General features: G+C 54.5%; 8 protein-coding genes. All 8 read right to left on the bottom strand.

Features of this window, described 5'->3' with window-relative positions:
* Positions 1-259: 259 nt before the first annotated feature.
* On the bottom strand, positions 260-1,324 hold the full coding sequence (locus J2Z18_RS29590) for a glycoside hydrolase family 18 protein (RefSeq protein WP_007133095.1): 1,065 nt from the start codon (positions 1,322-1,324) through the stop codon (positions 260-262).
* Positions 1,325-1,628: 304 nt separating this feature from the next.
* Positions 1,629-3,386, bottom strand: a complete 1,758-nt coding sequence (locus J2Z18_RS29595) for a polysaccharide deacetylase family protein (RefSeq protein WP_210095747.1) — start codon at positions 3,384-3,386, stop codon at positions 1,629-1,631.
* A 37-nt stretch (positions 3,387-3,423) separates the two neighbouring features.
* Positions 3,424-5,292 (bottom strand): glycosyltransferase, encoded by a 1,869-nt coding sequence (locus J2Z18_RS29600; protein ID WP_007133097.1) that lies wholly within the window; start codon positions 5,290-5,292, stop codon positions 3,424-3,426.
* A gap of 19 nt (positions 5,293-5,311) precedes the next feature.
* Positions 5,312-6,622 carry a nucleotide sugar dehydrogenase gene (locus J2Z18_RS29605; protein WP_210095748.1) on the bottom strand — a complete coding sequence of 437 codons (1,311 nt, stop codon included), beginning with the start codon at positions 6,620-6,622 and terminating at the stop codon, positions 5,312-5,314.
* Between the two features lie 27 nt (positions 6,623-6,649).
* A complete protein-coding gene (locus J2Z18_RS29610; RefSeq protein WP_210095749.1) occupies positions 6,650-8,098 on the bottom strand; it encodes a polysaccharide deacetylase family protein in 1,449 nt (482 codons plus the stop codon).
* Between the two features lie 630 nt (positions 8,099-8,728).
* Positions 8,729-9,637: a hypothetical protein gene (locus tag J2Z18_RS29615; RefSeq protein ID WP_034275207.1), complete on the bottom strand. Its 909-nt coding sequence runs from the start codon at positions 9,635-9,637 to the stop codon at positions 8,729-8,731.
* A gap of 19 nt (positions 9,638-9,656) precedes the next feature.
* Complete coding sequence (locus tag J2Z18_RS29620) at positions 9,657-11,018, bottom strand: nucleotide sugar dehydrogenase (RefSeq protein WP_040740382.1); 1,362 nt, start codon at positions 11,016-11,018, stop codon at positions 9,657-9,659.
* Between the two features lie 201 nt (positions 11,019-11,219).
* Complete coding sequence (locus tag J2Z18_RS29625; RefSeq protein WP_007133102.1) at positions 11,220-12,014, bottom strand: response regulator transcription factor; 795 nt, start codon at positions 12,012-12,014, stop codon at positions 11,220-11,222.
* Between the last annotated feature and the right edge of the window lie 39 nt (positions 12,015-12,053).

Here is a 12,053-nt window from a genome sequence, read left to right on the forward strand (position 1 = left end):
AAATGTCTCGTTGTAATGTTGTCTATTGCCACTCATTTTTTTTGACACCCTCTCGTCTGCTTTGTTTCATTATCGTTTTATCACTAAGGGGTGTCTACTTTTTATTCTAGCTGCAAAAAAGGACTTGTTCTGACGTTTACCTGCTACTTTGGCTCCACAAGTCCTCAAAAAGGACTTGCTCGGCCTTTTGCCTGCTACTTTGGCTCAACAAGTCCTTAAGAGGGACTTGTTCACGCCTTTCGATGCTCCTTCAAGCTGATCAACTGCCCGCCTCCTCCCTCAACCGCTTCAGCGTATCGGGCTCGAGCTCGCCCAGACGCCATATAGCGATGTCCGAAATGCCGGCGCTCATCGCCGTTGCCATCCAGCCTGCAAGCGTGGTCCCGTCCGCATACCACACGGTATGACGGACACCTGCATCGTCCGTATACTCGAAGTGCAAAGCGCCGCTATCGGCATCCCTTTGCGGAGCGGCGGAGCTTGAGGCCGCCAGCTCGGCTGCCCGTTTCTCGGTCAGCGAGACGACCTTGCCGCCATCCGGCCAATCGAATCCTCCCACCGACAGCGCCAAGGAGGTGTTTCCGGGAAACCGGCGCAGCTTGTCGGCTAAATTCCGGATCATCCGGTGGTCGGCCTTCGGTCCCGGCCCGCTGTGGCCGCCGTACAGATTATAGGCCATCATGACATAAGATGGCCCCTCCGGAAAATCCAATCCTTCCGTCTTCATGCCGGGCTCGATCACGATGCGAAGGCTCAATCCTTCTGCCTGAAGGCGCTCGTACAGCTCGCCATAGAACAAAGTCAGCTTGCCAAGATCACGCTTATGAACCTTCTCGTAGTCGATCTCTACCCCGCCGAATCCGGATTCCTTCGCCGTCTCGACGATCTGATTGATATGCGCCTCCCGTGCCGTGTCCGTAGCTACGAGCCTTGACACCAGGTCCGGGTCCTTCTGAATCGCCGTTCCATCCTCGCCAAACCGATCATTGACGATGGTCAGCAGCATGCGCTCCACGCCGGCTGCTGCCGCAGCCTCTCGGACTTCAGGCAGCGCCTCCCCGTACTGTTCCGTAAAATGAAGCTCATCCCGGTGATTAAAATAAGCCGCGAACATGCTAAGCTCCTTGACGCTCCCGCCAAGCTGCTCCAGATCTAGCACCCCGGGCTTCCACTGCCAATCCGCAATCCACGCGGACAGGCGAATCCCGGACGACGGCTGTGGCGGCGGTTCATCCGCTCCGCTTCTCCATTCGCGCCACAGAAAAAACGCAGCAGCGAGAACAGTGACGGCCGCCGCCCAGATCCATTTTTTGTTGAGGCTCATAATTACCGCCACCTTCTGATCATGTTCCATCCATCTGGAGCTCATCTAGGATGTTCTGGGTCATCTAAACTCACCTGAGTGCCTTAACAGACCGGGTCTTACTCAAGAAGCCTCGACCGGTCTCACACAGGATGTCTTGTCCATCTGGATCTCTCATCTAGAGTGTCTCGTCCATCTATGATCTTACCTAGGATGTCCCGACCACCTGGTCTCTCCATCTAGAGTGTGTTGACCGCCTAAACTTCACCTGGGGTGTCACTACCTCCTGGATCTCACTTAAGAAGATTTCAACGGCTCGATCCATTTAGAAAGTTTCGATTGCCCAATTCACAGCCGTATCGAATGCCCGGCGAACGCGCCAAACGACGCCTTCCAGGCCTGAAGGCTTGTTCGTATACCGTACGTCCTTGCCGCCATCCGCGTCCATGGCAGTTACCGTTACGTTCTCGAAGATCCCGTCATAAATGTCATCCTTTTTGTTCTGCTCATGATACATCGATCCCAGAGCCACACCTCCTCCACGGATTGCGCTGTCCACCGTCTGATTGTCAAGGATAACCTGGCCGTCAATACTAACCTTTAGCGTATCGCCCAGTGCCGTCATCTCAAGCTTCCTGTTGCCGAGAATATTGATCGGATATTCTTCATCATCGTCCCGATCCCCTGATAAAGTCTGCTCCTTCGTGTATACGGATGCTTTATCGAACCTTAAGTCCTCTTCGCCCCATTTCACGTCTGGCAGCGTCTGCTCGAACAGCTCTTCCGGCTCTTGGCCCGGTGCTTTTTGTTCTATCCGCAGCACGTTATTTTCCAGAACAAGCCGCAGGAACGATTCTTCCTGCTCGTCCAAACGAACATAGATCGATTGCCGCCCGACCACGTTGCCGAGCAGGTTGGCCGTTACGGTCGTATCAGCGCCGGGATCCTGGCTAAGCCGAATGCGTCCCTCCGCGGATGGAGGAGAGGTTACGGTGATGCGGCTGCCGTCAAATTCGGCCGCTCCGCTCTCCAATGCCCAGCGGGCTGCCTCTTTTTCGTCGCCTGTCACGAACGTCATATCCTGCCCCGAATCCTTGCGCAGCTTCATGATCAGATGGTTGGTGGACCAGTAAGGCGCCGGCTGGACACGCGTCAAGTTGTACAGATCGCCCTGCTTGTCGTTCATCGCCGTCCCCTCGCGGCTGAAATTCATGGTGAACGTTTGGCGGATCTGCTCTGTATTCGCCTTGTCCACCAGCGCATTCATCCCTTCGCCAAGGGCATTCGCATGCATGATCATATAGACGCCCGGCACGTAACCGAGCTTGCTGCTGTACACGTCGCGCATCGCCGCATAATCGGCGCCGATCCGCGCTTCCATCTCCACGCGGTTCTCGAGCGGAATCATATTCTCGTCGCGGATAAAATCCATCAAATAATGGTTGTAATACTCCACGTTCGATTTGTCGGTCAAATCCTTTTCGTCCTTGACGCCCATGTAGTGGCCGTCCTCATCGAAAATATTAATATAGCTCAGGCGGTAACCGTTCGTCCCAAGCTCCCAATAGCCGGTCCGGGTCATTTTCAGCATGTCCTTCGGCTGCAGGAATTTTCGTTCGCTGTTGCCCATTTTGTCCGCATAGGACAAGAAGGTTGCTTTGAAATTGTATTTCTCCAAAATCGGCTGCGCGAACAACGCGGAATCGTTCCGTCCGTCTTCAAACGACAGGAACAGTGCTTTATCCGGCAGCGGCGCGCCTTTCTCGTAATAATCGATCACGTCTTGCTGCGAGATCGTCTCGTAGCCTTGATCGTGCAGCGCCTTGAGCTGGGCGTCCAGCTGGTCTTGCGACACCAGCTTGGACGTTCCGCTGCGGCCGACTCCGAAGTAGGACAAGGCGATGAAGCCTTTGTCCTGGCGCCATTTTGACTTATCCGGCTCCTGGTAGGTTTGAAGGTCGAAGACCGCGTTGACCAAAACGACGGCCGCCACCGCCAGGAGTATGATTTGGCCGATGACCTTTATGACTTTCCTGCGATTTTTCCTCTTAACGTTGAGGGCAGGGTTACGCTTCTTACTCATTTTTGCGCCATCCTCATTTCAACATCGGCAGCTGCCTTTACTGCGGCAGTCCGAATTTTTTGCCTTTGCGCCTGCGCGCTTCCTTCTTCAGCTTCGCCTCGACGTCCTGCGGCGTTTCCCGCGTGCCCCAGGTCGATTTCCAGAACGTGAACCAGGCGACCGGCATTTGCCATAACAGCACGAACTCATAGAACAAGCAGAACACGAAGCCGAACACCCACAGCCTGCTCTTCCGGAGCAGCAGATGCGCGAGGCTCATAAGCAGGGCCATCATCAGGAGTCCCATCAGGAAGGTCCCCGGGAAAATCCCGTGAACAATCGGAACATACATCAGGTTATATACAACGACGACCGGCGCGGCGATCGGCACGATCAAGCCGATATAAAAGAACAGGGCCATAAACGGCTCTTTGCGCCAAATGAATCCTCCGGCCCGCAGCGATTCCCGCAGCCAGGAGCGCTTCCAGCGCATTTGCTGCTTCAGGAACACCTTTGTCCGGGAAGGCACGATCGTCGAGCAAATCGCCGAATCCTGGTAGGTCGTACGATGCGTCTTCAAAATGAAGTTCGTCATGCTCCGGTCATCCCCGAACGTAGCCGGACGCCCCAGAAACTTCTGGTTAAGCCACGCGTCCGCATGCTGGAGGATCAGCTCTTTCCGGTAACAGGACAGCGGTCCGGACAGGCAGGTTACGCTGTCAAACCACGACTCCGCTGCCTTCATGATCCGAAACGCGATATAATAACGAACCGTTTGCAGCTTGGTAATGGCATTCGTATACTTGTTCTCGACGTCGGTCCGGCCGGCAACGCCGCCCATCTTCGGATCCTGAAACGGCTGCACGAGATGGCGAATCGCCGACGGGTCAAGGAAACTGTCCGAATCGACGAACACGACCAGATCATGCTTGGCCATCTCCACGCCCTTCACCAGCGCGACCCGCTTACCAGCATTTTCAGGCAGAACCGTGTACGTGAGCCTGTCCCGGGTCGAGTACCGCTCCGCTTCGTTATGGATGAGCTGAATCATCTCCTCGATTTGCTCCACAGACTGGTCCGTCGACCGGTCGTCAACGACAATGACCTCCAGCTTATCGACCGGATAATCCTGATTCATGCAGCTGAGGATCGTACGCTTGATCCATTCCGCCTCGTTAAAGCATGGGATGATGATCGACACGCCCGGCGTATATTCCGGATTGATCGGCACATCCCGGTAAAGCGCGCCGAACAGATACCGGGTCAGAAGAAACAGCGCGGCGATCAAGCTGTACAAATACAGGACCATATTATATTTGAAATAGATGATGCTCTCCGCCCGCATGAGCATGATGAAGAGCACGGCTCCCAGCAGCAGCGCGCTGGCTGAGTATACGGAGTAGCCCCAGCGCTTGCGCTTCATGTATTCCGTCAGCGGCTTATCGAATTCGATAGCCAGCATGTGGACTTGGCCCCCGCCAGTCGTGTCTACGAAGGTACGGACGACGGTAGCGTCGATATGGACGCCCGATTCAAACCCTTCGGGCATGGCGCCGGGTGGAATTCGGAATTTCGCCCGCACTTTGTCCCCGACTTTAACGGCAGGATTAGCTGCAGGCAGCTTCAACAGCATGCCTGTGGCCGATATGTCTGAAGAGGTCCCTTGAATGGCTGCTTTTCGCCCCTGTCCGCCAGGAAAAATCCACACATCGAACTCGGCGACATAGCGCAGGCTGAGGGTTCGCAGCTGGTTCAGGTAATCCGGATCGGCTCCCTCGTTCCCGTTCTTCATCGCATGCTTGCCTCTTCGGTCGGCGGTTATCCGGATCTGTTCAGGATCGGGCACGTAGGACAGGGTACGGCGGTCGGCTCGGGGTTCCGTCAGAACCTCCTTGATCCTCTTGTCTTTTTTTCTAAATTTCAACATTGAGCTCTCCCATCCATCGTCACAGGCTCCAGTAATGGAAGCCGTTATTCTCGAATAAACTTCTCGGATAAATGCCCTTTACATCAATCATGATGTTTGCTTGGCCGGAGCCGAACATCCCGGTGTACTCCGTAATTCCAAGCTGCTTGAACTCGCTGTGCGCAACCGCTACGATCGCAACCTGAATATCATGCAGCTCTTCCAGGGCGGTCAGCTCGATCCCGTATTCCTTATAGGCTTGCTTGCCATCGGCGCAAGGGTCGACCACCAGCGGCTGCACGCCGTAGTCCTGCAGCTCCCGGATAATATCGATCACCTTGGAGTTGCGGATATCGCGGCAATCCTCTTTAAAGGTAAGCCCCAGCACAGCCACCTTGGCGTGGCTAATGTCCAGCCCTTTCTGAACGGCCAGCTTGATAACCTGCTGCGCGATGTATTTGCCCATGCCGTCGTTAATATGCCTTCCGGCCAAAATAATCTTTGAATGATACCCGGTATCCTCTGCTTTGTAAGTCAGGTAGTACGGATCGATTCCGATACAGTGTCCGCCGACCAGCCCGGGCCGGAACGGCAGGAAATTCCACTTTGTCCCGGCTGCCCGCAGTACGGCGTTCGTATCGATATCCATCTCGTTGAACAGCATCGACAGCTCGTTCATGAAGGCGATGTTGATGTCCCGCTGGGCATTCTCGATCACCTTGGCCGCCTCAGCGACTTTGATGCTCTCGGCCCGGTGCACGCCTGCCTCGATAATCAGCTCGTAGAGCCGGGCTACCGTCTCCAGCGCTTCCGGGTCGCTGCCCGACACGATCTTTACGATATTCTCCAGCCGATGCACCCGATCCCCCGGATTGATGCGCTCCGGAGAGTAGCCGACCTTGAAATCCGTTCCGAAGGCAAGCCCCGACTCCTCTTCCAGGATCGGGATGCACACGTCCTCGGTGACCCCCGGATAGACGGTCGATTCATACACAACGATCGATCCCGGTGCCAGCACGCGGCCGATCAAACGGCTCGCATCGCGCACGAATTTCAGATCGGGCACGTTCCCGCTCTTGACCGGTGTCGGGACCGCCACGATGAAACAGCGGGCCTCCTTCAGTTTATCCGGATCGGCTGTAAACTCCGCCGTGCATCCAGCCAGCTCAAGCTCCAGTTCCCCGGTCGCGTCGATGCCGTTTCGGTACTGCATGACCTTCTCCGAATTCAGGTCGAAGCCGATAACGTCGACCTTCTTGGCAAAGGCCACGGCCAGCGGCAGCCCGACGTATCCGAGCCCCACCACCGCCAATTTATCAACACGGTCCGCAATCTTCTGATAAATTTCCATTATACTCCATCCCCATTTTGCAAATTGTTATTCCTGGATCATGTCCGCCATCTTCACGAACGTATAGCCCTTCTCCTTGAGCCCTTCGAGCACCCTTGGCAGTGCTTCGATCGTATGGATATCATCGAGCATATGGAGCAGGATGACGCTTCCCGGCTCCGTCTTCGTCATGACTCCGTGTACGATGTCGTCCGCGCTGTTGCTCACGTCCCAATCCAGCGTCGTGACATCGTACATGGCGATGACCGGGTATCCGGTTGCCGCCAGCGCCTTGGCGCGGATATCGTCAACGACGCCCGTCGGCGGCCGGAACAGCATGACAGGCTGCTCCTGAATGGCTTCCGTGATGACTTGGTGAGCTTTGACGACATCCTCTTGCAGTTCCTCTGGAGTAAGGGTAGTTACAACAGGATGGCTGTAGGAATGGTTGGCTACATCATGTCCGCCCTCCACCATGGCCCGGGCCAGGTTCGGGTTGGACTCGACGCCCTTGGCCCGGAGGAAGAAGGTTGCCTTGACATCATGCTCCTCCAGGATGTCCAGAATCTTGGTCACCGTTTTGTCGCTGCCAAAGTCGTCAAACGTCAGCGCCACCTCTTTGCGATTCGTATCAGCTTTGTAGACCAGCTCGTACTTCGAATTTTTATAATCAGGATTGATCTTGGCCGCGTCGTAGCCCGGAATTTGCTCAAGTGGCTTCCGTACGCCGCCGTTGTTCACCAGCTCGTCCAGTGTTACAAGCGAATACCCGATGTCGCCGGCAGCCTCGGCAATATACTTCACGGAACCGACCACTTCCGGATTGATGTCCGTGTTCAGCGAAATAATTCCGCCCCTGGACATATACCTTGCGATATACTCGCCAAGCTCTTTAGCACCTTGCATGTTGCGATCCTTCGGATTAATGTTGTAGCTTACGACGGCCTTCATCCCCAGATGCGCGGCCGCCAGCGGGACATCCTCAGGGTAGTCGCCGGAACGGGTCCGAATATACTTCGGCTGAACGCCCGTTTCGCGCTGGATCACATCGTTCGCCAGATGAATCTCCTTATACACCCCGTCATAATCGAGCTTGCTCATGTCGAGCGCGTTGAGCGTATTGTTCTCGATCTCATGTCCTCTGGCCAAAATCTCCTTCGCGATATCAGGCTCCTCCGCGACTCTCATCCCGGGAAGAAAAAAGGTCGCCTTGATATTGTATGTGTCGAGCTCGTTCAGCAGTGCCTGCATCGTCTGTTTGTCCCCCATGCCGTTAAAGGTCAAGGACAGCTCTTTTCGCGCCGTATACACGAAATCGATCTCCCGGCTTTTCTCGCCGGTGAACCGTTCGACCTTGGCTGCAGGCTCCACCGGGCCGGGCTCCTCCTTGGTTGCAGCAGATCCTCCGAAGAGGCTGCACGCAGGCAGCAGCGACAGAACGACGACGATCAGGATACTGCGTAACACGGCCCGTGATTTTGTAGATATTCCATTCATATTTATACTCCTTCTATTCATTGCGGGACCTTAGTCTCCCTTCTAATTTCCTAATTAGAATATAGATTATTTTTTCTAATTGCGACAGCTTTTCTCAATTTTTTTCATCAATTACTTTCATTTTCAAAGAAACTCGACATGAAAATCCCGCTTCACCTGTTCTTTTGCGAGCGATAGTTGATCGATCCAGCCGCATGCCATTGATCAGTATATAGAGGCACTCTAAATAAAATCTGAATAAGTCGGAATATGCAGAAGGACGCCATAGGTCGAAGGAAAGCCGCTATCGGCCCGTAATCCGCGTCTCCACCCACTTTATCCGTTCAAAAAAATTTTTTTCGAAAAATTTTGGCAGCGACTCAAATCCCCCAGGATTTTTTTCGTAGCGCATCGATTTTGACGGTATCCGCAGCTGGTTATAGAGAACAAATAATATAGAAACAAAAAAATTAGAAACAAAAAAACACCTTCGCCCGTCTATGAAGACGTCGAAGGTGTCTTTGCGAAACACGAAGTCTCAATCATTAACATACCGCTTCCGGTTCATTGATGCAAATCTTTTATCGTCGAGAATCAAAGCCTATTATTCACGGATCGGAGCAAGGGATGAATGTCCGGATAGTTGCCTCTCTACTGCTCATCCTCAGCCATCGCCATGTTCTTGTGCACCCAAGCCTGATAATGATGGACCGCGATGCCGGCAAATGACGGATGCTCGCTTCCGAGCGAGGCGGCCCGTTTCGCTTCGTCCTCCATTTCTCCCCGGCTCTTGGCATAGAAGGTGAGATGCTCTCCTTCATCCGTATTGGCAAGCTCCATCCCGATCCAAACCGATTTGCCAAGCTCATCCGCCTGCTCCAGCTCCTCCTTGGACAGCTCGTACATCTGCTCGCCGCTGTCACGGTAAGCCATGATTGCGATCGAATCCGTACGCTCGATCATCCAGCGGCTGAAAGAGCCCGCTTGATTGCCTTCCGGCCCCGGTACGGAATCCAGCCAGAAAGGAACCGCCGCGCTAAGGGGAAGGGCGATGCGCTCGGCCTCCTGCACCCAGGCTTCCAGGTTGGCGCTCCACTCCTTCACCACCTGCGCCTGCTCGCGATCCCAACGCTTCAGCACGTAAGGCTCCACATCCAGCTGCACACCCTGAAACCGCTCCTCCGGCGAGGCTGCTTGGTTGTAGGCCTCAAGCCAAGACAACAGCTTAAGCCCTTCTTCGCGGCCGTTTTCGTAAGCCCACTCCGGGTGGCCGTCCAGCGCGTGAACCTGGATGCCCTGACGCGATGCCGCCGATATAAAGCGGCGATACTCCTCCTCCTGCACATCCTGCTGGATCTGCAGGAAGATCGTCGTTATTCCGTGATTCACGCTGAACGCGACAATTTCCTCCGTCTCGTTCCGAATCAGACTTGCATCCCACAGCCAGGTCGCCTTGTTCTGATTCACCTTCTCGGAATGGGGAAGAAAGAGGATCAGCAGCAAAAGACCGATGAGGACCGCAAGGATGCCGTACTTTGCTTTTGCGTGGTTCAACCTCATTCCTCTCCTTTCGATGTCTTTAGATCAGAACCGCTTCGTCCGGCTCGGTCACATGCTGGACGGAATGGCCGATTTTATAGATATGCGGACGCGCGTAATCCTTAAACGCATTTCGCGTATCCAGAATCGGAACACCAAGGGATGCAATGGTGCCGTAGTCCAGCTTGCTATGATTCGTGATCAGCACGATGCAATCGTAGCTGCGGAATCTGGCCAGATCGTATTCCACGCTGCGGACCGTCACCCCGTTCTTGTCGACAAAGCTGCTGGCGTACGGATCGTAGTACTCCACCTTGGCCCCGTTTTCCTTGAACAGCTCATATACCTCAAGCCCCGGTGACTCCCGCAGGTCGCTGATATCCGGTTTATAGGCCATGCCCAGCAGCAAAATGTTGGAGCGCTTGACCGATTTCGCATATTCGTTCAGTATCGTTGCCGTCTTGTTGATGACGTAGTAAGGCATATTGTCGTTGGTCGATTGGGCCAGCTCGATGAATTTGCTGTAGAAGCGGAAGCCCTTCGCCTTCCAGGACAGATACATCGGATCTAGCGGAATGCAGTGTCCGCCGATGCCCGGTCCCGGGTAGAACGGCATGAATCCGAACGGCTTCGTAGCGGCGGCATTGATGACTTCCCAGACATCGATCCCCATCCGGTCGCACATCATCGCCATCTCATTCACGAAGGCAATGTTCACGCTGCGGAACGTATTCTCCAGCAGCTTCGACATTTCGGCTACTTTCGGGTTGCTGACCGGAACCACCGTCTCGACATACTGACGGTAAAGCGCAACGCCCAGCTTAAGGCAAGCTTCGGTCGTGCCGCCGATCACCTTCGGGGTATTCCGCGTATTGAACTTGCTGTTGGAGGGATCCACCCGCTCCGGCGAGAAGCACAGGTAAAAGTCCTTGCCGACCTTGAACCCGAGCTTCTCGATCTCATGCTGGATCAGCTCCTCCGTCGTTCCCGGATAGGTTGTGCTCTCCAGCGTAATGAGCAGATTAGGTTTCATGAATCGCTTGATTTGATCGACCACCATCGTAATATAAGACGTATCCGGGTCCTGGTTTTCGCTGAGCGGAGTCGGTACGCAGATGCTGACTGCGTCGATCACCGCGATCATGCTGTAGTCGGTCGTCGGCTTGAAGCGTCCGGTCTCCATGCATGCGGCTAGCTCCTCTGACGAAATGTCGGTAATATACGAATCGCCGCGGTAAATCCGGTCAATCTTGTTCGGATCAAGATCGATCCCGACAACCGTGAAACCCTGCTTGACCATTTCTACAGCCAGCGGCAGTCCCACATAGCCCAGTCCCACAACACCTAATACCGCCTTTTTATTCTCAATGGCGTTCAATAAAGTTTCGTATTCTTCGTTCACAAGCATTCAACCTCCATCGGATGTATAGTCTGTTCGGTCTGCCTGAAATCCTTCATTTAGAAGGATCTCAAAAAAAATACAGTAGGTCTCTCTTTCTTATGGGAGGCACGGCAATGATGCAGCTTGCAGCCTAAAAAGCTCGATTTCCCGCTCCCATGAACATTTCGCCTGCGGTGAGTGAACCGTTGAAGTCCACCCGCTTTAGTGAAGGCAGCGCCGGATGCGGGCATCCAGCTCCACCGGCGAGAATGGCTTCGTCACATAATCATCCACCCCGCTCTGGAAGCATTGACTAATCGTTTGCTCGACGCGCTTCTCCGTCAGCACAACGATTTTGGGCGGATGTTTCATATCAAGCTGCTGGATATGATGAATGAACGGAAGGCCGTCAATCCCATACAGGTTCAGCTCGGTCAGCACCAGATCCGGCTCCCATTTCGGGATGAGCTCCAACGCTTCCAGACCGTCCACGGCCTCCAGCGTTTCATAACCCTGCATCGTAAGCCGAATTTGGAGAAATTCCCTAACCGCTTTGTCCTGATCCACGATCAGGATGCGGCTTTGAGCGCCGCCTGTATCCTCTTCCGTGAATATATGAATGTCGGAGGATATGCTGAGACGCGCGGTCTCAGCCATCTGCTTCATCGTCTGCATCGACGGCGCCTCCTGTATGGCCGCCAGCGTAATCCGCGGATCCGCCTGCTGAAGCCGGCTTTGCAAGTGCTGCTTCAGCAGCAGCGCCTGATAGTGGGCCGCATCGAGCGTGAATCCCGGCATAACGACGGCAAGCACGCCCGTGCTCTCGTCCCGAAGCACCTCCGTTTCCACGCCCGGCAGCTGATCCACGAATTGCTGAACGCAGGACTCCGTTCCGGGCTGGCCTTCGCAGTACAGAAACAGCAAGGCTGCGCCGCTTTGGTGTTCTCTCACTTCCTCCTCCAGACGGCCGTAAAAATCAACCGCCTGTCCACGTTGCAATGTTACGGATTGAGACATAACTGCTAGTCCCACCTCTCTTTATTTTTTGATGTGAAC

Source organism: Paenibacillus lactis, from assembly GCF_017873605.1.
In the GTDB taxonomy this organism is placed as follows: Bacteria; Bacillota; Bacilli; order Paenibacillales; family Paenibacillaceae; genus Paenibacillus_AQ; species Paenibacillus_AQ lactis.

Excerpts from the sequence above, each read along its gene's own strand:
- J2Z18_RS29590 (WP_007133095.1), bottom strand. The coding sequence starts at position 1,324 with ATGAGCCTCAACAAAAAATGGATCTGGGCGGCGGCCGTCACTGTTCTC.
- J2Z18_RS29595 (WP_210095747.1), bottom strand. The coding sequence starts at position 3,386 with ATGAGTAAGAAGCGTAACCCTGCCCTCAACGTTAAGAGGAAAAATCGC.
- J2Z18_RS29600 (WP_007133097.1), bottom strand. The coding sequence starts at position 5,292 with ATGTTGAAATTTAGAAAAAAAGACAAGAGGATCAAGGAGGTTCTGACG.
- J2Z18_RS29605 (WP_210095748.1), bottom strand. The coding sequence starts at position 6,622 with ATGGAAATTTATCAGAAGATTGCGGACCGTGTTGATAAATTGGCGGTG.
- J2Z18_RS29610 (WP_210095749.1), bottom strand. The coding sequence starts at position 8,098 with ATGAATGGAATATCTACAAAATCACGGGCCGTGTTACGCAGTATCCTG.
- J2Z18_RS29615 (WP_034275207.1), bottom strand. The coding sequence starts at position 9,637 with ATGAGGTTGAACCACGCAAAAGCAAAGTACGGCATCCTTGCGGTCCTC.
- J2Z18_RS29625 (WP_007133102.1), bottom strand. The coding sequence starts at position 12,014 with ATGTCTCAATCCGTAACATTGCAACGTGGACAGGCGGTTGATTTTTAC.